General features: G+C 48.6%; 22 protein-coding genes and 2 pseudogenes. 17 read left to right on the top strand and 7 right to left on the bottom strand.

All coding sequences use genetic code 11. The annotated features are described in order from the left end of the window. The first annotated feature begins 17 nt into the window (after positions 1 to 17). Complete coding sequence (locus LU633_RS23390) at positions 18 to 806, top strand: ORF6N domain-containing protein (protein ID WP_016191168.1); 789 nt, start codon at positions 18 to 20, stop codon at positions 804 to 806. An 8-nt stretch (positions 807 to 814) separates the two neighbouring features. On the opposite strand, the gene LU633_RS23385 is transcribed toward LU633_RS23390, so the two are convergent. Then, positions 815 to 1,156: a hypothetical protein gene (locus LU633_RS23385; protein WP_233481978.1), complete on the bottom strand. Its 342-nt coding sequence runs from the start codon at positions 1,154 to 1,156 to the stop codon at positions 815 to 817. Here LU633_RS23385 and LU633_RS23380 point away from each other — a divergent pair. The 10 genes from LU633_RS23380 to rnz all read left to right on the top strand — a co-directional run bounded on the left by LU633_RS23380 (position 1,155) and on the right by rnz (position 9,054). Then, complete coding sequence (locus LU633_RS23380) at positions 1,155 to 1,967, top strand: hypothetical protein (protein WP_016191167.1); 813 nt, start codon at positions 1,155 to 1,157, stop codon at positions 1,965 to 1,967. The two genes, LU633_RS23385 and LU633_RS23380, sit on opposite strands and share 2 nt — an antisense overlap. After that, on the top strand, positions 1,968 to 2,273 hold the full coding sequence (locus LU633_RS23375; RefSeq protein WP_016191166.1) for a phage baseplate plug family protein: 306 nt from the start codon (positions 1,968 to 1,970) through the stop codon (positions 2,271 to 2,273). Continuing rightward, positions 2,263 to 3,111, top strand: a complete 849-nt coding sequence (locus tag LU633_RS23370) for a hypothetical protein (protein ID WP_016191165.1) — start codon at positions 2,263 to 2,265, stop codon at positions 3,109 to 3,111. The genes LU633_RS23375 and LU633_RS23370 overlap by 11 nt, the downstream gene beginning before the upstream one ends. Continuing rightward, on the top strand, positions 3,104 to 3,814 hold the full coding sequence (locus LU633_RS23365; RefSeq protein WP_016191164.1) for a hypothetical protein: 711 nt from the start codon (positions 3,104 to 3,106) through the stop codon (positions 3,812 to 3,814). Before LU633_RS23370 ends, LU633_RS23365 begins: the two co-directional genes overlap by 8 nt. Then, complete coding sequence (locus LU633_RS23360; protein ID WP_016191163.1) at positions 3,811 to 4,170, top strand: hypothetical protein; 360 nt, start codon at positions 3,811 to 3,813, stop codon at positions 4,168 to 4,170. Before LU633_RS23365 ends, LU633_RS23360 begins: the two co-directional genes overlap by 4 nt. After that, positions 4,167 to 5,399: a baseplate J/gp47 family protein gene (locus LU633_RS23355; protein ID WP_016191162.1), complete on the top strand. Its 1,233-nt coding sequence runs from the start codon at positions 4,167 to 4,169 to the stop codon at positions 5,397 to 5,399. Before LU633_RS23360 ends, LU633_RS23355 begins: the two co-directional genes overlap by 4 nt. Beyond that, positions 5,396 to 6,037, top strand: coding sequence for a DUF2612 domain-containing protein (locus LU633_RS23350; protein WP_016191161.1), 642 nt, complete (start codon positions 5,396 to 5,398; stop codon positions 6,035 to 6,037). The genes LU633_RS23355 and LU633_RS23350 overlap by 4 nt, the downstream gene beginning before the upstream one ends. Beyond that, positions 6,038 to 7,363: a glycine-rich domain-containing protein gene (locus tag LU633_RS23345; RefSeq protein WP_016191160.1), complete on the top strand. Its 1,326-nt coding sequence runs from the start codon at positions 6,038 to 6,040 to the stop codon at positions 7,361 to 7,363. It begins immediately after the preceding gene. Further along, positions 7,363 to 7,839 (top strand): hypothetical protein, encoded by a 477-nt coding sequence (locus LU633_RS23340; RefSeq protein WP_016191159.1) that lies wholly within the window; start codon positions 7,363 to 7,365, stop codon positions 7,837 to 7,839. The genes LU633_RS23345 and LU633_RS23340 overlap by 1 nt, the downstream gene beginning before the upstream one ends. Before the next feature lie 300 nt (positions 7,840 to 8,139). After that, positions 8,140 to 9,054 (top strand): ribonuclease Z, encoded by a 915-nt coding sequence (gene rnz, locus LU633_RS23335; RefSeq protein ID WP_016191158.1) that lies wholly within the window; start codon positions 8,140 to 8,142, stop codon positions 9,052 to 9,054. A gap of 39 nt (positions 9,055 to 9,093) precedes the next feature. Here the strand turns inward: rnz and LU633_RS23330 are convergent, their stop codons facing one another. After that, positions 9,094 to 9,936, bottom strand: coding sequence for a 23S rRNA (adenine(2030)-N(6))-methyltransferase RlmJ (locus tag LU633_RS23330; RefSeq protein ID WP_016191157.1), 843 nt, complete (start codon positions 9,934 to 9,936; stop codon positions 9,094 to 9,096). Between the two features lie 324 nt (positions 9,937 to 10,260). Between LU633_RS23330 and LU633_RS23325 the strand changes: the two genes are divergently transcribed. Next, positions 10,261 to 10,998, top strand: coding sequence for a 5'-nucleotidase, lipoprotein e(P4) family (locus LU633_RS23325; protein WP_016191156.1), 738 nt, complete (start codon positions 10,261 to 10,263; stop codon positions 10,996 to 10,998). Between the two features lie 189 nt (positions 10,999 to 11,187). On the opposite strand, the gene LU633_RS23320 is transcribed toward LU633_RS23325, so the two are convergent. Next, complete coding sequence (locus tag LU633_RS23320; RefSeq protein ID WP_152664296.1) at positions 11,188 to 11,358, bottom strand: hypothetical protein; 171 nt, start codon at positions 11,356 to 11,358, stop codon at positions 11,188 to 11,190. Further along, entirely contained in the window at positions 11,300 to 11,506 is a 207-nt protein-coding gene (locus LU633_RS26020; RefSeq protein ID WP_198292527.1) for a hypothetical protein, read from the bottom strand. Before LU633_RS26020 ends, LU633_RS23320 begins: the two co-directional genes overlap by 59 nt. 208 nt (positions 11,507 to 11,714) lie before the next feature. Between LU633_RS26020 and prlC the strand changes: the two genes are divergently transcribed. Together prlC and rsmJ are read left to right on the top strand one after the other, a co-directional pair. Next, positions 11,715 to 13,763, top strand: a complete 2,049-nt coding sequence (gene prlC / locus LU633_RS23315; RefSeq protein WP_016191154.1) for an oligopeptidase A — start codon at positions 11,715 to 11,717, stop codon at positions 13,761 to 13,763. Beyond that, on the top strand, positions 13,760 to 14,515 hold the full coding sequence (gene rsmJ / locus LU633_RS23310) for a 16S rRNA (guanine(1516)-N(2))-methyltransferase RsmJ (protein ID WP_016191153.1): 756 nt from the start codon (positions 13,760 to 13,762) through the stop codon (positions 14,513 to 14,515). Before prlC ends, rsmJ begins: the two co-directional genes overlap by 4 nt. 205 nt (positions 14,516 to 14,720) lie before the next feature. Here the strand turns inward: rsmJ and uspA are convergent, their stop codons facing one another. Then, positions 14,721 to 15,155: a universal stress protein UspA gene (gene uspA, locus LU633_RS23305; protein ID WP_016191152.1), complete on the bottom strand. Its 435-nt coding sequence runs from the start codon at positions 15,153 to 15,155 to the stop codon at positions 14,721 to 14,723. A 220-nt stretch (positions 15,156 to 15,375) separates the two neighbouring features. On the opposite strand from uspA, the pseudogene uspB reads away from it, so the two are divergent. Continuing rightward, positions 15,376 to 15,713, top strand: a pseudogene (gene uspB / locus LU633_RS23300) (universal stress protein UspB). 65 nt (positions 15,714 to 15,778) lie between these two features. Here uspB and pitA read toward each other — a convergent pair. Further along, complete coding sequence (pitA, locus tag LU633_RS23295) at positions 15,779 to 17,278, bottom strand: inorganic phosphate transporter PitA (protein ID WP_016191151.1); 1,500 nt, start codon at positions 17,276 to 17,278, stop codon at positions 15,779 to 15,781. 224 nt (positions 17,279 to 17,502) lie between these two features. Between pitA and LU633_RS23290 the strand changes: the two genes are divergently transcribed. Further along, positions 17,503 to 18,687, top strand: a complete 1,185-nt coding sequence (locus LU633_RS23290; protein ID WP_016191150.1) for a BaiN/RdsA family NAD(P)/FAD-dependent oxidoreductase — start codon at positions 17,503 to 17,505, stop codon at positions 18,685 to 18,687. Positions 18,688 to 19,268: 581 nt separating this feature from the next. On the opposite strand, the pseudogene LU633_RS23285 reads toward LU633_RS23290, so the two are convergent. After that, positions 19,269 to 20,048: pseudogene (locus tag LU633_RS23285) on the bottom strand (IS5 family transposase); the annotation flags it as partial. Between the two features lie 314 nt (positions 20,049 to 20,362). On the opposite strand from LU633_RS23285, the gene LU633_RS23275 reads away from it, so the two are divergent. Continuing rightward, a protein-coding gene (locus tag LU633_RS23275) for an IS1 family transposase (RefSeq protein WP_233481979.1) occupies positions 20,363 to 21,060 on the top strand; the annotation gives its coding sequence in 2 pieces (ribosomal slippage) (positions 20,363 to 20,612 and positions 20,612 to 21,060; 699 coding nt in all). Positions 21,061 to 21,588 lie beyond the last annotated feature (528 nt).

Genomic DNA, 21,588 nt, shown 5'->3' with positions numbered 1-21,588 from the left:
ACTAATTGGAGTCTTACATGCAACAATCTTCATCAACTGGCTTTAATGTAGCAAACCCGATCTCACTTGTCGATCCTGATATGCTGCCAGTTATTGAGTGGGCTGGCATCCGAGTTGTGACCACTGGAACCCTGGCAAAAGGGTACGGTACAAAAGAAACCAATATCCGCACCAACCTTGATGCGCATCGTGAGCGTTTTCTTGAGGGCGTACATATCTTTACGGTCACAGGCGAAGATCTGGCGGATTTGAGAGTCAGCAATCCTGACGCACAAATCTCGAACAAAGCACGCAGCCTCACCCTTTGGAGTGAAAAGGGCGCGGCCCGCATGTCGAAAATTGTTGATACCGATGAGGCTTGGAATTTCTTTGAGCAAATGGAGACAGCATATTTTCACCCCCGGCAGAATGTTGGTATTCCCCTTACCTATGAACAGGCTCTTGAAGATTTGCTGGTTAAGGTGAAAGAAAACCGAATTATCACGGAGCAGCGTGATTACGCGATCGAAACCAAGGCATGGATTGGAGAGAAGCGTGAAGCTACGGCAATGGCAACTGCTTCAGTCGAAAAGCGACGAGCTAATGCATTAGCTGAGAAGCTCGGTGAGTGTAAAAAACATGCAACCATCAAAGCGGTGCAACGTGCCACTGGAGAGTCCTTTAATCACTGGCCGATGAAAAAGTGGTGTGCAGCTAACGGCAAATCTCCCAAAGATGTGCCGGACGAGACTTATGGCACAGTGAAGTCGTGGCCTGCTGAGGCATGGAAGGCCGTTAATGATATCGATTTGAAAAGGATTTTCTGATGCAGGCATTACAGCGAGTTAGCGCCCCGGTCTACGTGGTATCGCATCATGGAAAAACGTTCCGGTGCTTTAGCCGGAACACCGCGATAAAGCGCCTTGCTCATTTTATGGCGCAGCGCATGTTCCATCGCGCCGGAATAGAAACGCGCCCTGTGACGAAGATTGACCGGGACGACACAACAATCCATTACGTTAACCGCCCAATAGAGCGCTACTGGCTCGCACAGGCACGATGCGAAAGAAGGCTGAGAAAGATTCTCACTCGAAGATAGCGCCTGCGTTGGGATAATCACAACACAGCAACATACCAAGCCCGCTTTGGCGGGTTTTTTTTCGCCTGGAGAAAGCATGAGCATTATCGACCTCAACACGGCGGATATATTTAACGCCATCGGCGGTGGTTCACCGCTATCTATAATTGACAGCGTTCTTCACCCTTCGTACACCATAAGAAATCACGGCGCATCAACGGTTGCGCTGGAATTTAGTGGTATGGCGTCTATTCAGCCAAGCGCCGGAGCAAGCATTGTCACAGCGCCGATTGAGAATGGCAAATATCAGTCAATTAATAAGGTAGCCCGTCCGGGCCGTGTGGTGTGTGACATTGTTATTTCTGGGCTGACTGGCTTAACGGGGTCGTTACCCAATATCTTTGATCTGACATTTACCAGCCAGTCCACCACGCTGACCACTATCAAAAACATGCTTAGTACAGCGGCCACCTACGACATTGATACGCCCAAAGACACCTATGAAAGTTATGACCTGGCTGATTACAGCTACACCGTTAACAGTAAAAGAGGTGTTTCTCTTCTTGTTATAAGTCTGATTTTCGAGGAAGTCCGGCAACAAATGGATGTCTCAATTTCCAGTAGCCAGTCAAAAGACAAGCCGACCAATAATGACATATCGAATTCGCCTTTCGGAGTTGGTGATGTCACAAAACAATGCTCAGTAAGTGAAGCGAAAATAGATGGCCTTAAAAAATCATGGACCAACCTTAATGCAGCGATTAGCAGCGATGCAGATAAATCTCAGGATAAAATAGCAACAGGATTTCTTTCAGCTATGAAGACAGTAAATAAGGCTCTTTCTGATACGAGCAGCTCTTCAGTAACAACGGCTGCTTCTTTTGTTGAGTCGATAGCAAAGGTCATATAGATGAAAACAATCTCCTTAGAAAATAGAAAATCACAGTCAGTAATTGCAAGCCTTGACGGTCAAAATTGCACAATAAGATTAAATCAAATGCAAAGCGGTCTTTATATGGATTTGACTGTGGATGGAAATCCAATAATTCAGGGGGTGCCATGCCTGTATGCAAACAGGATTGTGAGGTATTCCTATCTGGGCTTTAAGGGTGAATTGTTCTTTCTGGACAATGAAGGACATAGTGATCCTTCCTATGAAGGGCTGACTGACAGGTTCCCCCTTTACTACATAACGGAGGCTGAACTTGTACAGTAAGAAAGATCTTCGTTACGAATTTACCCTCTCTAATGGGTCATTCGATGGAAGTGGTAATAACAAGCTATCTATATCTAACGTTAAATCATCATTTCGTTGTGACTCGTACGGGAGTTACGGCGGATTCAATGGCGAGATTGTTATATTTGGCCTGAGCGCTGAAAGGCTGTCTTTGCTGTCAGGCAAAGGGATCGGAACCTGGGCTGTTGCTACAGATGCTCAGGTTGATGTGTATGTAGGTGATAACAAAATATTCTCAGGTGGAATATTTGGTAGCTACGCCAATATGAACGGGCAACCTGAGACGGCTTTGGTTCTTAATGCTGTGGCAGGACTCAACCTCAAGAAAAAATCATCCAGCTCATTCTCACTGGCTGGAGGTGTTGATGTTGAGAATATCCTTAGTGCGATATGCAAACTAAACGGTTACGGATTTAACGCCGTAAATCTGAAAGGGAAGGTGGCTCAAAACCCACATTATTCAGGATCGCCAATGGACCAGATTATCTCTATTTGTACTGATTTCAATCTTCAGTATCGGCTATTCGACAACATTTTAACGGTATGGGTCAGTGGTAATGCCATTGATACAGTCGTGCCTCTGGTTTCTCCAGAAAGCGGATTAATTGGCTATCCGGTATTTACTCAGTCAGGAATAACATTTCAGACGCAATTCTCAACGCTTCTTTCTCAGGGCAGGGATGTCGAACTCGTCACCTCTCTGCCGAATGCGTCAGGGCGCTATCGGTTATATGTGGTAGAGCATTTTCTAAGTTCCTGGACGGAAAATGGTAATTGGCACACTATCTGCCAGGGTGTGAAGGTGAAAAATGACTAATCAGTTCAAACCAGCACAGAGCAGTTCGAATGATGCTGATATGTTTGCGGCGACGTTTGCAAAGTTTCTGTCTGCTAACAGCTTTATTAAATTAGCTCAGGTAACAGCCGTTCGCGGCACTGCGCCTAATCTGGTTGTTGATGTTCTGCCATTAGTCGCAGATGTAAGAAGCGAAGATCAGACAATAATAATGGGGACAGAGGTATTCAATATTCCTGTATGGCGACTTCAGCGCGGTAAAAGCGCGATTGTCATGGACCCCGTTGTGGGGGATATAGGTGTTATCGCAGTATGTGACACCGATACAACCGTAGCGAGAAAGACGCGTAAGGAGTCTGTCCCGGGGAGCGGTAGAAAGCACTCAATGTCCGATGGAATATACTTCGGTGGAATAATTAACGTACAGCCAACTCAGTTTATTGAGTTTGCAGATAATGCTTTAAATATCACCTCACCCAATCCGGTCAACATCACCTGCACAACCGCAACAATAAAAGCGCCAGGTGGAGTGACGGTTGATGCGCCACTGGCTCACTTTACCGGAAATATCACATCTGACGGAAACATCACAGATAACTCAGGGACGCAGGCAGCATCCCTGAAGACGCTTAGAGATGATTACAACGCTCATAAACACCCTGTGGTTGACGTTCAATCAGGTAGCTCCACGATTATCTCGAATATAACGGATAAACCATCATGACTTACAGGACTTTGAAGCTTGATACGTCCACATGGGATTTGATGTTTGACAGCAATGGAAATATAGCAATCGCCGATTCTGGCTACTCTGCGGCTCAGGATGTTGCTTCAGCGTGTCTGGTTTTTGCCGGAGAGTGTTACTACGACAATACGCTTGGCATTCCGTGGAAAGATGAGGTGCTGGGTTATCGGCCCACTGCGGGTTATATCGCCAGAAAAATGGAAGCGGAAGCAAAGAAACTGCCTGTCGTTGATCAGGCTCTTGCCAGTGTGTTTTTCGATAAGGACACAAGACAGGTGCGTGGGGTGATCAGGGTTACGGATACAGACGGAAATCAATCACAGGCCATCTTATGACGACACTTAAAACGGCAGTTCCCGGGGTAACTATCACGGAGAATGGTCTGCTTGTTCCTGATATTGCTGACGTTTTATCTGGTCGTCTGACCGATATTGATTCAGCGATGGGTGGCGGAGGCAGTAAATCCCTGTCTTCTCCCCAGGGGCAAATATCACAATCAGACACTGAAATCATCGCAACTAACTATGATGCTCTCCTTTGTCTTTTTAACCAAATGAACCCTGACTACGCAACCGGGAGATGGCAGGACGGAATAGGCAGCATCTATTTCATGGAGCGAATATCTGCCCGTGGAACGATAGTCACCGCGACCTGTACGGGGGCTGTTGGCACCCTTATCCCTGCCGGAAGCACGGCGATGGATGATGCCGGATATACGTATGCTTCTATCAGCGACGCTACAATAGCTGCAACAGGCAGTGTCGATATTGAGTTCCAAAATCTGACAACAGGAGCTATCGCCTGTGATGTGGGGGCGCTTAATCAGATTTTTGCACCAATATCCGGTTGGGACTCAATCAGCAATGATGCCTCCGGGGTGCTGGGAATTGACGTGGAGTCTCGCGTTGCTTTTGAGACGCGAAGGAAACAGTCAGTTGCCCGATCTGGAAGAAATACAGATGCCTCTTTACTTGCCAACATTCTGGCAACCGATGGAGTCTCAGATGCTTATGTGTGGTCAAACCGGGAAGATGTAATAGTTAATAAGGGTTCAACATCTTTTCCTGTTAAAAGTCATTCTGTTTATGTATGTGCATACGGCGGGGCGGATGCGGATGTTGCAGAAGCAATTTTTGCAAATAAAAACCCCGGAGCAAATCTCAATGGAGATACCACATATGTAATCGAGGATAAGGATAACTATAGCGCACCATACCCACAATATACCATGCAGTGGCAAAAAGCGTCTCCGTTACGGGTTTATTTCAAGGTTCAGATTGAAAATGATTCCGTAAATCTTCCATCGGACGTGACAGATCAGATAAAGAGCATGGTTGCTTCCGTCTTCAATGGCTCATATGAAGGAATTACTAAAGCCAGGATTGGCTCACGTATAAGTGGCGGGGTTTACTATGCCCCTGTAATTACGATATCACCAGAGTATATGAGCATATTATCAATTACTATTTCATCGGATGGGGAGTTGTATTCACAGTACATAACAGCCGGGATTGATCAAATTCCCACAATTCAACTTTCAGATATTGAGGTGATAAAAGTGTGAGCTATCAGGAAACTATACTTACTCAATATTCAGCTAGTGAAAAAATATTATCCATCATTGACACTTTTAATCAGGCTCTAAGCCTGGATGATTTTACAGATGAATTTATTAAAGATGTATGGGAGGTAACTACATGCGGGACTTTTGGTCTTGATGTGTGGGGAAAAATTGTTAACGTTTCAAGATATATTCAGGCAGATATTGATTCAGATAGATTTGGATTTTCGGAGGCCGATAGTGGCGATGATTATCCGTCCCCTTTTAATGATCAGCCATTTTACGGCGGCATTCAGGAAACTGAAACAGTAAAATTGTCCGATGATGCATACCGCACTCTTGTCTTGTGTAAGGCATTTTCAAATATCAGCATTGCGACCATTAGTGAAATAAACAGATTCCTGACCATTCTTTTTAATGGCAGAGGAAGGGCTTACTGTGTTGATTATGGTGACATGAGGATGGGTATATTTTGTGAGTTTGAACTTGCCCCATATGAGATTTCAATACTGAAAAATTATGATGTTCTTCCCATACCAAGTGGCGTACTGGTCACTGCACATCAAATAGCTCCTCCATATTTTGGGTTTTCCGACGATTCTTATCCGTTCAATGATGGTACGTTCTTTAGAGATATATAAATGAAACAATCAGACTCTCCAAAAAAACAGACTGTACCTTTTGGGGTAAACGGTCAGCGTGAAGATTTGCTCGGCACAACCCCGGCGGGTGATAATACAGCATCATATGATTCTGGATTCCCACCCGTAACAATGATCCTGAAAGCAGCGGGCGGCCTGCCTCCGAAGGGTCAGAATATGAATCAAATTTTGTATGAATTGTCTTGCGCTGCACAGTGGGCTAATGCTGGCGGCGGGTATAATTATGACAGTGACTTTGCTTCATCAATTTCCGGCTATCCAAAAGGGGCGTTGCTTCCTAATTCCACAAATGACGGATACTGGCTTAACACCTCGGATAACAATAATACAAACCCGGAAAATAGCACCGCAGCATTAACTGGTTGGGTTCCGGTTGACTCATACGGGGCAACATCTATTAGTGGTCTGTCGGCATCAAGTGTAACTCTTTCAACGCTTCAGGCATCGAAAGATATTATTTATTTGTCAGGTGCGTTAACATCAAATATTAATGTAATAGTACCAGCATGGATTAAAGGTTGGAGTGTTGTTAATAACTGCACCGGTGCATATACGGTAACGATAAAAACACCCTCAGGCACAGGAATTGCTACATCCCCATATTCAAATAACCAGCTACAGGGCGACGGCACAAATATAATTCAGGGCATGAGTGCGGGGCGTAGGCTTGGAGCGCCACGCGTATTTACCGCCAGCGGCACGTACACTCCAACAGCAGGAACAAACTGGATTGAGGTGCTTGTTGTCGGTGCTGGCGGTGGCGGAGCTGGAGCTGCGGCAACTGCTGTCGGCCAGATGGCGGGCGGGTCAGGGGGCGGCGGTGGTGGTTATGCAATGTCGCGCCTGACATCGGGATTCTCTGGTGTGTATGTGACGGTGGGGATTGCTGGTATTGCTGGCGATGGCTCTCCGTCGAACGGCGGTAAGGGTGGGGATTCATCGTTTGGTTCTATTTTGTCTGCAACTGGTGGGATTGGAGGTGCGAAACAGCCTGGCGTTAATAATACAGTTCTCACGTTGCAGTTGGGCGCTCCAGGTGGGTCTGGTTCATCTGGAAACATTCTGAACGGGTCTGGCGGGTCTGGCGGCCAACTTATATTAAACACTGACAGTAACAGTACCGGCGGGACGGGCGGTAGCTCTTATCTGTCTGGTACGGCAAAAGGGGTTGGAGCAAACAGCTCTGGCAATTCAGGCACGCTTGGTAGTGGCGGATCTGGCGCTGTGTCAGGATCAAGCCCCGATACCGGTTATTCAGGCGGTGCGGGCGGTGGTGGCTGTGTAATCATTTGGGAGTATGCATAATGTACGAGAACGCATGGGCGTTAGTCAAAAATGGGTATGTGGTCAATACGGTTGTTTGGGCGGCAGATGATGGTGGGTTCAGTGAGTTCCTTACTGTGCAGTTCACTGAAAAGGTCCAGCCTAACATCGGTGATGCTTACATTGATGGGGTGTTGTATCCAAAGCCTCGTGATCGATATGACTACACATTTGACACCGAAAAGCTGGTATGGAATCTGACAGCGGATAGCGCATCAAAGAAAGCTAAAGATGACGCTGCTTCTCAATTGCTAATGGCTCAGGAGGAATACAACCGCGCATCTGACAAAATCACCGCACTGCAACAGAGAATGGATGATGACGATTACGATGACACGAACACCGAAGATACAGTGAAGGCACAGAAAGCGACATGGACGACCTATCGCAAGGCGCTACGCGCTTACATTTCTGCGGCAGATGGCACTAAGTCCCTGCCTACTGCGCCAGACGCCTAAATCAATCGGCCCGGACAGCCGGGCCACTCCCACTGCCTCATCCCCACGCCGCTGCACGAAGACAGCAGGCCTGTTATTTGAATTATTCGTTCGAAATGATCAGGTAAGTTATTGATTATAATGATGTGCAATGTAGTGGTTTGTTGGCTTTTGTAGCGCGAATATTGAACCGTTTTTATTTTAAATAATTGATATTTATGATTTTATTTGTTTTTAATATACCTATGATTGTGATAGGACAACGTGTGCAAAAATCGGTAATAATCGGTGCTTACGGCACAACATACCCGGAGAAACCGAATGGAGCTGCTGTTTTTAGGCACCGGAGCAGGCATGCCATGTCGCCTGCGTAACGTTACCAGTATTGCATTAAACCTGCCCAAAACCCTTGGCGGCAGTTGGTTATTCGACTGTGGAGAAGGTACTCAGCATCAAATTATGCGTAGTCCGGTAAAACCCGCCAGGCTGGAGAAAATTTTCATTACTCATCTGCATGGCGATCATATCTTTGGCCTGCCGGGTTTGCTCACCAGTCGCTCAATGGGCGGCAATAGTGATCCCATCACCCTGTACGGGCCGCAGGGAATAAAAGCCTTTGTGGAAACGACGCTCAGTCTCAGCGGTTCCTGGCTGGATTTTCCGCTGGAAATCGTGGAAATCACCGCCGGTGACGTATTCACTGACGAACATTTTCGCGTCACTGCTTTTCCGCTGACGCACCCGGTGGAATGTTACGGCTACCGAATTGAGGAACATGACAAGCCTGGCAGGCTTGATGCGGAGCGACTGCTGGCGGATGGCATCAAGCCGGGCCATCTCTTTCAGCAGTTCAAGCAGGGCAAGACGGTGACGATGGAGGATGGCCGTGTGGTGGACGGTTGTCACTATCTTGGACCGTCGATAAAAGGATTAGTCCTGGCAATCTTTGGTGATACCAGCCCGACGCCCGCTGCCGCTGAACTGGCTGCTAACGCGGACGTGGTGGTACACGAAGCGACGCTGGAATTCGCAATGGAAGAAAAAGCCAACGGTCGTGGCCACTCATCAACTGTACAAGCGGCAACAGTAGCGAAGCTGGCTGGCGCAAAAAGGCTGATTGTCACGCATCTCAGTTCGCGTTACCGCCGTGATGATGCTGAACGCTTACTGGAAGAATGTCGGCAGGTTTTCCCGCAAACAGAAATGGCCCACGACTTTTCACTGTTTCAGCTCTGACCCCGTGGAGCAACAAGGAATGTTTCCCGGCGGGTGCGCTTACTCAGGCACAATCCAGCTGACTTTGGTATGGCCGGTTCCGGCCGGGACAAGCTGCTTATGCAGCCAGGGCAGCACGTTTTTCATCTGCTGCTCCAGCTTCCAGGGGGGATTAATAACGACCATACCGGAAGCGGTCATGCCGCGGTGGTCGCTGTCAGGGAGCACGGCCAGTTCAATTTGTAAAATACGGCGAATGCCGGTTGCTTCCAAATCGGCAAAAAGACGTTTAATTTGCTGGCGGAGCACCACCGGGTACCAGAGCGCATAAATGCCGGTGCCGAAACGTTTGTAACCTGCCTGAATACCCTTCACCATCGCCTGATAATCGCTTTTTATTTCATACGACGGATCGATCAGAGCAAATCCCCGGCGGGACGGTGGCGGCAATTTTGATTTCAACTGCAGGTAACCATCTGCACGTTCGGTACGGGCGCGTTCATCTTTCAGAAATTCGTTACGCAGCAGCGGATAATCGCTGGGATGCAGCTCGGTCAGGCTCAGTTTATCGGCCGCCCGCAAAAGATGACGTGCAATCAATGGTGAGCCAGGGTAGTAACGCAACTTGCCGCCGCGATTCAGCGCCTTAATGCAGGAGAGATAACTGCTCAACTCCGTTGGTAAATCCGCCTGCTGCCAGATACGGGCAATACCGTCCAGATATTCCCCTGTGCGTTCGGCATGTTCACCACTCAACTGATAACGTCCGGCTCCGGCATGGGTATCAAGATAAAGGTAGGGTTTTTCTTTCTCGTTAAGTGCATCAATGATCAGGCTTTGAACGGTATGCTTAAGGACATCGGCGTGATTGCCAGCGTGAAAACTGTGGCGATAGCTGAACATGTTAATTTTTATCCTGTTTAATTGATGAGGTTTAATTATATTTAAATCAGTTGGTTACCATTATTACCCCACGAATTACCCTTTCGGATGGCGTACCGCAGCAAAGGCATGTGAACGAAAACAGAGGGCGAGTATACAGCATTGCTGAAGAGAGGTGAAAAGGGTAGGTGCAACGGTGTAGATGTAAAAAGCGTCATTATGCACTGAAAAAAGGGCCAGAGTTCAATTCACCCGCGCGGTGAGGGGGATTCATTTTTTTGTCATATTGAGTCAGTAATCTCACGCCACGTTAAACGACGTGATAAAGGAAAAACAATGTATTAAGTGTCAAAGGTTTTACTGTTGGTATTACCTGTATTAAGCGCATCTGCGGCTGCTGGACAAGCATTGTGTGAACCAAAGGCCTATGAAATGGCACTGCGCTATCAACAGCAATCTGCTGAAATCATGGCGCTTCAGTTACAGACGTACCGTTTCGCAACGGAACGTTTCGATAAGAAAATCCAGGGACTGAAGTCACCAGAAAAATATGCCGTGGTGATGGATCTTGATGAAACCGTACTGGATAACACGCCTTTGCTGGCTCGTGATACAGAGCAATGTCACGACTACACCCAATGGGACACCTGGTCTGACTGGGAAAAACAAGGCAATCCTGGCCTGATTCCCGGCGCGAAAGCCTTTCTGGAAAATGTAGATCGCCATAACGTTCATATCTATTATGTTTCTGACCGTACTCAGGAAAATAAACAGGATACGCTTAATACGCTAAAACGACTGGGGTTACCGCAGGTTTCAGATGAAACGGTTCTTTTGGACACGGACACCAAAGATGCGCGGCGTCAGGCGATATTAAAACGCCAACAGATAATGATGCTGTTTGGCGACAGCCTCCCGGACTTTGCCGCGCAATTTAAAAATAAGAAAACCAGCGCAGAGCAACGTCGGCTGGTGGAATCCAGCGAACAACACTTTGGCGACGACTGGATTGTTCTGCCAAACGCCGCCTACGGTTCATGGTTAAAATCCGCGCTGGACAGCTGGAAAAAGAGTAGCAGGTAAGGGCTGCAGGCTTTTGTTAATAAGGGATTATCGTTGACAGGTTACCCCATTGATTTCCTGTGCCACAGCACTAACCAGCCATAAAATGTGTTCTGCCATTGGTTGGCAGGCCATCTTCTGCATGTCTGTAAGACTGCCGCATCATAAAGGCCCGGTTGGATATAGCGTCGTTCTTTGCCGATTTCTTACCTATGCATGGCACAGATTTGCAGTGCCTTCTGCGTTGCTATGCTGCCAGACAGAATAGGGAAATAACAGCAAACTGAACGCAAAATGTACCAGGGCGGCGACCCAAACACGTTCACTCCGCAACCAGGCCAAACCGTAGATTATTCCGGTGAGCGCCGCAAAGCACACCAGTAATGACCGCCCGCATAATGGTCCAGCCCGGCATGGAGCAAACCGCAGACTTGATGCGATAAAGCGCAATCACGACTATCGGCAACAGTGCGAGCAGCCCTTGCAGATGCAGAGTGTGATTAAGGACTGCACACAGGAATATGATCATAAGAAGATAAGACAGAACGGCAAAAAGAATAATGAGGCAGCAAGTAAGGGCCACATAGTGAGATGCTCCCCGCCGTATTAGCAGAATTAGCTGGCAGCCTGGTTCACAGGCAAGTACGTTGTCCCGCCTTGATTTTCACGCCACTTGGCCTCATGTTAGAGAAATTACGCGCTTATCGCGTTTCACCTTATGTAACAAGGACTGCGCTATGACCAACCCGTTACTGACATCTTTTACGCTTCCACCTTTTTCTGCCATCAAACCGGAACACGTTGTGCCTGCGGTAACGCACGCACTGGAAAACTGCCGTGCAGCGGTGGAAGCCGCAGTGGCGCAAGGCGCGCCCTGGACATGGGAAAATCTTGTGCAGCCGCTGGCAGAAGTGGACGACCAGCTTGGGCGTCTGTTCTCGCCGATCAGCCACCTTAATTCGGTTAAGAATAGCCCTGAGCTGCGTGAGGCTTACGAGCAGACGCTGCCGCTGCTGTCGGAATATAGCACCTGGGTAGGGCAACATGAGGGGTTGTATCAGGCTTACCGCAATTTGAAAGAGCACAGTTACGAAGCGCTCAACCTTGCGCAGAAGAAAGCGGTCGACAACGCGCTGCGTGATTTTGAGCTGTCCGGTATTGGTCTGTCGAAGGAAAAGCAAAAACGCTACGGTGAGATTGCGGCGCGGCTTTCAGAGCTGGGTTCCAGGTACAGTAACAACGTGCTTGATGCCACCATGGGCTGGAGCAAGCTTATCACCGACGAAAGTGAGCTGTCCGGCCTGCCGGAGAGCGCGCTGGCCGCAGCAAAAGCGCAGGCCGAAGCCAAAGAGCAACAGGGCTGGCTGCTGACGCTGGATATTCCCAGCTATTTGCCCGTGATGACTTACTGCGATAATCAGGCGCTGCGTGAAGAGATGTACCGTGCTTATTCCACCCGTGCGTCCGATCAGGGGCCAAACGCAGGCAAGTGGGACAACAGTGATGTGATGGCCGAAGAACTGGCACTGCGTCACGAACTGGCACAGCTATTGGGTTTTGCGTCATTTGCCGATAAATCTCTGGCGACCAAAATGGCCGAAAACGTTGAGCAGGTCACGGGGTTCCTGACCGATCTTGCCCATCGTGCACGGCCACAGGCTGAGAAAGAGCTGGCACAGCTGCGGGCCTTTGCCAAAAGAGAACACGGTATTGATGAGCTTCAGCCGTGGGATTTGACGTATTACGGTGAAAAACAAAAGCAGTATCTTTATGCCATCAGTGATGAACAGTTGCGTCCTTACTTCCCGGAGGAGCGTGCGGTCAATGGCCTGTTCGAGGTGGTAAAACGTATTTATGGCATTACAGCGAAAGAACGCAAGGACGTGGATGTTTACCATCCTGATGTGCGGTTCTTCGATCTGTTCGACGAAAACGGTGAACTGCGCGGCAGCTTCTATCTGGATCTCTATGCGCGCGAACACAAACGCGGCGGAGCCTGGATGGATGACTGCGTGGGGCAGATGCGTAAAGCCGATGACTCACTGCAAAAACCGGTGGCGTATTTGACCTGCAACTTCAACCGACCTCTGGGCGGTAAACCCGCACTCTTTACCCATGATGAGGTAACAACGCTGTTCCATGAGTTTGGTCATGGTCTGCACCACATGCTTACGTGCATTGAAACACCGGGGGTCTCAGGTATTAACGGTGTGCCGTGGGATGCGGTCGAGCTGCCAAGTCAGTTTATGGAAAACTGGTGCTGGGAGCCGGAAGCGCTGGCCTTTATCTCCGGTCATTATGAAACCGGTGAGCCGTTGCCGCAGGCGTTGCTGGACAAAATGCTGGCGGCCAAGAACTACCAGGCGGCGTTGTTCATTCTGCGTCAGCTGGAGTTTGGCCTGTTCGACTTCCGCCTGCATGCCGAGTTCGATCCCGCGAAGGGCGTCAATATTCTTGAAATGCTACGGGAAGTGAAAAAACTGGTTGCGGTCGTACCCAGCCCTTCATGGGGCCGTTTCCCACATGCCTTTAGCCATATCTTTGCCGGTGGCTATGCGGCAGGCTACTACAGCTATTTGTGGGCTGACGTACTGGCGGCCGATGCGTACTCTCGCTTCGAAGAGGAAGGCATCTTTAACCGCGAGACAGGCCAGTCGTTCCTTGACAATATTCTGACGCGTGGTGGCTCAGAAGAACCCATGGAACTGTTCAAACGATTCCGCGGCCGTGAACCACAGCTGGATGCCATGCTGGATCACTACGGTATTCAGGAACGGACCCGGTGAAAATTTGTTTTATTGATGAAGCGAGTGTCGGTGACGATGCCCTTTCTGTTTTAGCTTCACGCTGGCAGTTGCAACATGACGACAATGCGTTAATGGCGCTGGTGATGACCTCAACTCACCTTGAACTGAGGAAACGGGATGAGCCAAGATTGGGCGGCATCTTTGTGGATTTCGTCGAGGGAGCGATGGCACATCGCCGTCGCTTTGGTGGTGGTCGTGGTGAGGCGGTGGCAAAAGCTGTTGGCATTAAAGGCAGTTACCTGCCTGAGGTGGTTGATGCGACCGCAGGGCTGGGACGCGACGCCTTTGTGCTGGCAGCATTAGGCTGCCGCGTAAAAATGCTGGAACGTCACCCAGTGGTGGCTGCGTTGCTTGATGATGGTTTGCAGCGCGGTTATCAGGACGCTGATATTGGCGGCTGGTTGCGCGAACACCTGACTCTGGTCCATGCATCCAGCCTGGCGGTATTGAGTGAAATCAGCAATAAGCCAGATGTGGTTTATCTCGACCCCATGTATCCCCACAGGCAGAAAAGTGCGCTGGTGAAAAAGGAAATGCGGGTGTTCCAGACGCTGGTAGGGGCAGATAATGATGCGAATGGTTTGCTTGCGCCAGCACGTCAGCTGGCGAAAAAACGCGTGGTGGTCAAGCGCCCTGACTATGCTCCGCCACTGGCCGGGATAGCGACGCAATCTGCGATCGTTACCAAAAATCATCGTTTTGATATTTACCCGCCATCGAATGGCCAATAAAAGCGTGCGTCTCTGTCATTGAATGCCCCGACAGCACCGGACAACCCTGTTTCTCTGGATCGGACTGCATGCCGAAAAAGAGCAAGCAGAAGCAAAATTTGATGTCCAGCCCTTCTGAACATGCCTTTTTGTGGGCGATAAAAAGGGCGGAAAATTCCGCCCGGCAAGTCGTCTTGACTGGCTTTGTGTGAGGCCAGCCGGAGCATTACTCATCTTCATCCCGTAACGGCACAATCAGCATATCAACATGTACGGTATTGATAAGCTGCCGTGCAGACGACATCAGCTTGCTCCAGAAGTCCTGGTGATGGCCGCATACGACCAGGTCTACATCATATTGTTTAATGGCATCCACCAGCACCTGGCCGAGATCGCCGCTGCCGCTCAAGGTTTCCGATACAGGATAGCCCGCGCTGGTGGACAATCCGGTAAGAGCCGAATGGGTTTCTTCGGAAATGCGCTTTTGCATATCACCCAGATTAACGTCGATCAATCCGGTGTAAAGATCGGAATAGTTTACATCCACGTGAATTAACGAAACTTTAGCGTCGTAAGGGCGGGCGATGGAAACGGCTTTATCGACCAGCAATTTACTCTCTGGTGAAAGATCGACAGCAACCAGAATGTGTTTATAAGACATAACGATACTCCTTTTATTCGTTGCGCTGTTTTTGTCAATCTGAGTATAGCCGGAATTATTCACGAAAAATCACTGGGTGATGACGTTTGCGAAGCGGATCAAACGAATTTCAGGCTTTTTACTTCATGCAGAAAACAGCACTGGAAAAATTTTAAACGCATCTCCTACACTGAAAAGTGAAGACAGACCGTGTACTGCCATGCGCTACCGGGAGAGGACTATGATAAGCACTACCGCGCTTTTTGGGGCTTTATACATCGTTTGTATCGTCAATATAGCGCGGTATTTTTTTCCTCGTTACGCGCGTTGCTAGTGGTACTTCGCGGGTGTGATCCCTTGCTTTATCAATACGTAGATGGTGCTGGTTTTTTTACCTCACGTAGTCAGCTTGGCAGGCAGGTGTGGCTGGTTCGCTATATCTGACTCCGTCGCCACCTTAATCATCATGACGATGAGTTTATCCGCCGTTGTGAGCGCGTCCGTGGCCAATTTATTTTGAGCAGTGCGCTATGTGGATTGGTGGCTGTCAGTTTGATCGCATTGCTGATTTGGCGCTGACAAAAGGCATGAAGTAAAAAAGGTGGGAACCTGTCCCACCTTTTATGTTTTATGGCAACGTGCAGCTAAACAAACTTCAGCGCAATCCAGTAGAGCACGCCGGATAATACTATCGAGACTGGCAGGGTAAACACCCATGCCAGCAGAATATTCTTAACTGTGCGTCCCTGTACGCCACCGCCATCAACCAGCATGGTGCCAGCAACAGAAGAAGAGAGTACATGTGTCGTGGATACCGGCATGCCGGTATAACTGGCAATACCGATAGACACAGCGGCGGTCATCTGCGCCGACATGCCCTGCGCATAGGTCATGCCTTTCTTGCCGATTTTTTCGCCAATTGTGGTGGCAACACGACGCCAGCCCACCATGGTGCCCAGCGAAAGCGCCAGTGCCACCGCGATGATAATCCACACGGGTGCATACTCAATGGTATTCAGCAAATCGCCTTTCAGCTTGCTGAGGAAGCGTCGATCTTCCGCAGAGGTTTGCGGAAGTTTAGCGACCTTGTCTGCTGTATCAGAGATACACATCATCAGACGACGAAGCTGACTACGTTTTTCCACATTGAGCGTATCGTAGCTTTGCAGGTTACTTAGCAGTCCCTGCGCCTGCTGAATCGCCGGTAATGCGCGGGCTGCATCACAATGAAACTCTTTGGGCTGGCCGGGACTTTGCTCAGGCGTTGGTAATACAGGTGGAGTCATCTCAACAATATGCGTCAGAGAGCCAGCATGCTGCGCATAGTATTGCTCAAGATGATTGACTGCATCACGGGTGCGGGTAATGTCATAGCCGGATGCATTCATATTAACCACGAAACCGGCGGGTGCTACGCCAATCAGCACCAGCATAATAAGACCAATGCCTTTCTGACCATCATTGGCACCGTGCGAATAACTCACGCCAATAGCAGAAATAATCAGTGCGATACGCGTCCAGAATGGCGGTTTCTTTTTACCGTCAATCTTTTCACGTTCCGCTGGTGTCATATGAATACGGCGACGTTTTTTATTCCCGCTCCAGTAGCGACGAAGCATAAAGACCAGCAGGCCCGCTACCACCAGGCCCACAATCGGGGAAATCACCAGAGACAGAAGGATACCAATCATTTTGGGTACATTTAACGCATCAACTACTGACGTACCGGTAAGTAACGCGTTAGTCAGGCCAATGCCGATGATTGCCCCAATCAGGGTGTGAGAACTGGAAGCTGGCAGACCGAAATACCAGGTGCCAAGGTTCCAGATAATGGCCGCCAGCAGCATGGAAAACACCATCGCCAGCCCATGAGTCGATCCAACATTCAGTAACAGGTCAGTCGGGAGCAAATGAACGATAGCATAAGCCACGCTCAGTCCACCCAGCAGAACCCCAAAGAAATTAAAGGTGCCGGCCATAACTACCGCAAGTTGCGATCGCATAGCACGGGTATAGATAACAGTAGCTACTGCGTTAGCCGTGTCGTGGAAACCATTAATGGCTTCGTAAAACAAAACAAACAGCAGAGCGAGGGCCAATAACAGGCATGTATGGTAATCAAGACCAGCAAACAGATGGAGCATAAGCGTTACGCCATTTTGGAGGACATGAACGCGGCGCATTATCTGCGAGAAACCGCATCAGGGGAAAGTGAAATATAGACTTTTTTTGACAATCCGGTGCAATCAGGCCGAATTTGTTAGTTTTTTCGGCCTGAAAAAGTCAAATATTCCATTTGCTGCGCACTGGTATCGACGGCATCTAATCACTACAATCACCGTTTTTGACGAAGGTACCGGGGCAGGTAGTGGAAAAATTTGACGTTATCATCATTGGTGCCGGTGCGGCGGGGCTTTTCTGTGCGGCTCACGCCGGGCAACGAGGCAGGCGTGTTTTACTGCTTGATAACGGCAAAAAAGCGGGCCGAAAAATTTTGATGTCCGGTGGAGGGCGCTGCAACTTCACCAATCTTTACGCCGAACCTGCGGCATACCGCTCACATAATCCACATTTCTGCAAATCAGCCCTTGCCCGCTACACGCAATGGGATTTTATCGATCTGGTTAACCGGCATCGTATTGCCTGGCACGAAAAAAACCTGGGGCAGCTATTTTGTGATGATTCCGCGCAGCAAATTGTTGATTTGCTACTGAAAGAGTGTGAAGCCGGAAAGGTGCTGCTGCGACTACACAGTCAGATTATCAGTGTAACGCGGGAGCAGGCAGGCTATACGCTTGAATTGAATGATGGACAGGTCAAGGCTGAAAAATTGGTGATAGCCTCCGGCGGTCTTTCTATGCCGGGATTGGGTGCTTCACCCTTTGGTTATAAAATAGCCGAACAGTTTGGCTTAAACGTGTTACCAACACGCGCAGGTCTGGTGCCTTTTACTCTGCATAAACCTCTGCTTGAGCAATTACAAACCCTTTCGGGTGTGGCGCTGCCATCAGCGATTGCGGCGCAAGACGGTACAGTGTTTAAAGAGGCGCTACTTTTTACGCATCGCGGTCTTTCTGGCCCGGCAGTGCTACAAATTTCAAATTACTGGCAGTCTGGCGAAACCGTTACGATTAACCTCTGCCCGGCCCGCAGTCTGGATACGTATCTTGCCAGTGAGCGCCAGTTACATCCAAACCAGAGTCTGAAAAACGCCCTTGCAAAATTATTGCCACGTCGTCTGGTTGAGTGTCTGCAACTGCTGGGCCAGGTACCGGACTGCACCCTGAAACAGCTTAATAACACTCAGCAAAATGAGCTGGCAATGGCGTTACATCATTGGCGGATACAACCAAACGGTACTGAAGGTTACCGCACTGCTGAAGTAACGCTTGGCGGCGTGGATACGCACGGGCTTTCCTCAAAAACTATGGAAGCCCGTGATGTACCGGGTTTGTATTTCATTGGTGAAGTCGTGGACGTCACTGGCTGGCTGGGTGGGTACAATTTCCAGTGGGCGTGGAGCTCCGCATGGGCCTGTGCTCAGGCAATTTAAAATTTCTTAATTTCAATATCATAAAAGACGGCTTTTAGCGATAACGGCGATAGTCGCTTTAATGACGTTGGCTGTTGTATCTTTTCTGCCTTCCGCTTTTCTGGAAGTCTTGTCTGCTAACGTTCTTGTCGATGTTGCCTGTCACACCGCGCTTTAAGTCTGTAACCGCCTGTTATGGAATGCTTTTTATTGAATTTGAAAAGTATTAATGTATTCATCCGTTTTATTTAAATGATAATAAATTAAATGCTTACCGATAACTATCTGGCTTGTAGCGCGCTTTCAGAATCTCACAAACGGCTATTATGGTTGCGGTCAGGAACGAGACTGTCAGAATGGTAGATTCTGCCGGGAATAGCGGGTGCTAAGATACTATTATTGCAACATCTTACCTGTTTATCGCCCAACGAAACGTTCATTAAGCGGAATAGTAACCTATTGATTAACATTCTTTATTTTTGTTATCCATATCCAAATCAAACACCGAAAAAGTGGCCTGGCCGCATGAACATTACTGTAATAATAAAGACAGCTGATGACGGGCAAACAGACATTTTTGTTTTAGACTTAAAAGCCTGTCTCAACAGAACGTTATTCCAGACAATCAGACCACAGGAAAAATGCAACAGGGCCCCGTCATTCTCAGGCGTCTTTTCCCGTCGGGTCAGGGGCCGGCGAAACCGGTTCATCCGGCTGTGCCTCCTCCCGACAGCCCGGCGACGGGCCATGAAGTTCGTGGTTTTACTGGCATCTCATTCCTCTTTACGGGGCGGGATATAAGGCTCGTCACGACGGCACAACCGGTCTGTTTTCAGCCCGGGCGCTTCGCCGCCTTTGTCCGGGCAGAGTCCGGGTTTTTGCCCCGGGCGCCCCGTCTGAAGAGCACCGGGTGTGTCCGCCACCAGTTTGATGTCATGCCTGTCTGCTGCTGCGACCCGTGACAGAGGAAGCCCCCGGTATCTGTCATCAGACTGGGTTTTACGCCCTGTTTCCCTCTGTCCGTGGGGTTGCGTCCTGTTTTTTTGTCCCGGGCAGCGGTGATGTTGTCATACCGCCATCCATGAGCAGTCCGGGGTGTCCACAGGCCAGTAATCCGTTCTGCCAGAAACGCCCGAAGACGCCTGCGTCTCTCCGTTCCCGGAAGCGCCGGTGCGCAGAAGTTGATGAACCTATCCCTGTGGTATTGAGTGCATTCCACTGACAGGCTGTGCTGGGGACGAAGAAAATGGCGTTCATTGCGGCCCGATTATCAACACGTTTTCGGAGTGCGTACCCGGAGGGTTGCGGGTTTTGTGTTCCGGGATAAGCGGGGCCATTTTGTCCCGGAGTTCATCGCTAATCTGCCCTTTACCGCCTGCCATACTTTGCCCTCAGATATGACCGGGATGCATTATAAGATGACGCTTTTTGGGACATGCCCTAAGTAAAGCCTGGTTAATTTATGGCCTCCCCACAAGGCGTTCTTTTCAATATCAAGCCAGCCACTGAGAGTGAATATATATCCTGAAAGATTAGCAATCCGTAACGATCGCGATTATTTGAGAAATGATAATCTCACCTTTCTTTTCGACTCCGGCTAAACGAGCAATCTGATGATTGAATTCACCACGCCTGTAAAGTTGGGTCGTGACGCAGACTTGCTGATCACGTATGCTTTGCGCTTTGGATGTAACATATGGCTAAAGTTGATGTCGTCTGCCCTCAGTGCAATGAAACTCATGCTGTACGATGTAACGGACATTCAGCATCCGGTGCCCAACGTTACATCTGCAAGCATTGTTCAAAGACCTTTCAGCTCAATTTTAGCTACTCCGGTGCCAAACCAGACACACACCAGACCATTGTTAATATGGTCATGAATGGTTACGGATGTCGCGATACCGCACGGGCTCTCGGTATCAGCCTCAATACGGTTCTGCGGCACGTAAAAAAATTTCGCCAAAGCAGGTAGCTGAGAATATCGACCCCGAAACGGAGGTTGTTATCTGCTGTGAAGCCGGTGAACAATGGTCTTACGTGCGGTGTAAAAGCAATCCCCGGTGGTTGTTCTATGCTTATGACCGTATCCGCAAACGTGCTCTGGCCCACGTCTTCGGCCCGAGAAATGCCCCGACCCTGCGACGATTGCTGGCCCTGTTAAGCAAATTTAACCTTGCCTTTTATATGACAGATGCGTGGCCGGTTTATAAAGTTCTGTTAAGTGCAACAGGCCACGTGGTGAGCAAGAAATATACCCAACGGACAGAACGACATAATCTTAATCTTCGCACACATATCAAACGACTGACCCGCAGAACAATTTGCTTTTCGAAGTCAGAGGAAATGCACGATAAGATCATCGGTTGGTATCTTACTCTTCATCATTATCAATAAATCTGCGTCACGACCTAAAGTTGCACAATTATTCAATCGGCAACAGATTTATCAGATGTAACGAACAGAACACTTTTTTTCTCCCGTTGAATGCAGATAATTCTTAGCCAACAGAAATAAAAACAGCATTCTTATCATTTTTGTAGTCTTTCTAAACTCTGCCCTGTTCTCTGAAATCCTTCTCATTAATCATTATTGCTATAAAATTGAGCTGATTTCTTCTGCTACTTTAAGTTGGAGGATGAGTGTGGGACATGATTTTGCGGCTTTATTGGGCATTCATTAACACCGATTTCTTTTTTAGTGTCGATCATAAAAATAAATTTTCATCATTTAACAATCGCCTGTTATTCATTTTTTAGCGTAATAAGGTTGTTATTGGTGCCGATATAAATTAACAATAAAATCTGTTTATCGTTATTTTTTAGGTATAGGTTGTGATTGTTAACTAAAAGCAAGTGATTTATATATATGATTTTTTAACTATATCTAATCCTTTTGCGTGAATGATGCTTTTCATATTTTATT

It is taken from the genome of Erwinia tracheiphila, assembly GCF_021365465.1.
GTDB classification, from domain to species: domain Bacteria; phylum Pseudomonadota; class Gammaproteobacteria; order Enterobacterales; family Enterobacteriaceae; genus Erwinia; species Erwinia tracheiphila.
This window is presented reverse-complemented; position numbering and strand designations above follow the sequence as displayed.

Bases quoted from the DNA above. Each gene is read 5' to 3' on its own strand.
- LU633_RS23330 (WP_016191157.1), bottom strand. From the start codon at position 9,936: ATGTTCAGCTATCGCCACAGTTTTCACGCTGGCAATCACGCCGATGTC.
- LU633_RS23380 (WP_016191167.1), top strand. From the start codon at position 1,155: ATGAGCATTATCGACCTCAACACGGCGGATATATTTAACGCCATCGGC.
- LU633_RS26020 (WP_198292527.1), bottom strand. From the start codon at position 11,506: ATGATCATATTCCTGTGTGCAGTCCTTAATCACACTCTGCATCTGCAA.
- uspA (WP_016191152.1), bottom strand. From the start codon at position 15,155: ATGTCTTATAAACACATTCTGGTTGCTGTCGATCTTTCACCAGAGAGT.
- LU633_RS23385 (WP_233481978.1), bottom strand. From the start codon at position 1,156: ATGCTTTCTCCAGGCGAAAAAAAACCCGCCAAAGCGGGCTTGGTATGT.
- pitA (WP_016191151.1), bottom strand. From the start codon at position 17,278: ATGCTCCATCTGTTTGCTGGTCTTGATTACCATACATGCCTGTTATTG.
- LU633_RS23375 (WP_016191166.1), top strand. From the start codon at position 1,968: ATGAAAACAATCTCCTTAGAAAATAGAAAATCACAGTCAGTAATTGCA.
- prlC (WP_016191154.1), top strand. From the start codon at position 11,715: ATGACCAACCCGTTACTGACATCTTTTACGCTTCCACCTTTTTCTGCC.
- LU633_RS23355 (WP_016191162.1), top strand. From the start codon at position 4,167: ATGACGACACTTAAAACGGCAGTTCCCGGGGTAACTATCACGGAGAAT.
- LU633_RS23390 (WP_016191168.1), top strand. From the start codon at position 18: ATGCAACAATCTTCATCAACTGGCTTTAATGTAGCAAACCCGATCTCA.
- LU633_RS23365 (WP_016191164.1), top strand. From the start codon at position 3,104: ATGACTAATCAGTTCAAACCAGCACAGAGCAGTTCGAATGATGCTGAT.
- LU633_RS23345 (WP_016191160.1), top strand. From the start codon at position 6,038: ATGAAACAATCAGACTCTCCAAAAAAACAGACTGTACCTTTTGGGGTA.
- rnz (WP_016191158.1), top strand. From the start codon at position 8,140: ATGGAGCTGCTGTTTTTAGGCACCGGAGCAGGCATGCCATGTCGCCTG.
- LU633_RS23360 (WP_016191163.1), top strand. From the start codon at position 3,811: ATGACTTACAGGACTTTGAAGCTTGATACGTCCACATGGGATTTGATG.
- LU633_RS23340 (WP_016191159.1), top strand. From the start codon at position 7,363: ATGTACGAGAACGCATGGGCGTTAGTCAAAAATGGGTATGTGGTCAAT.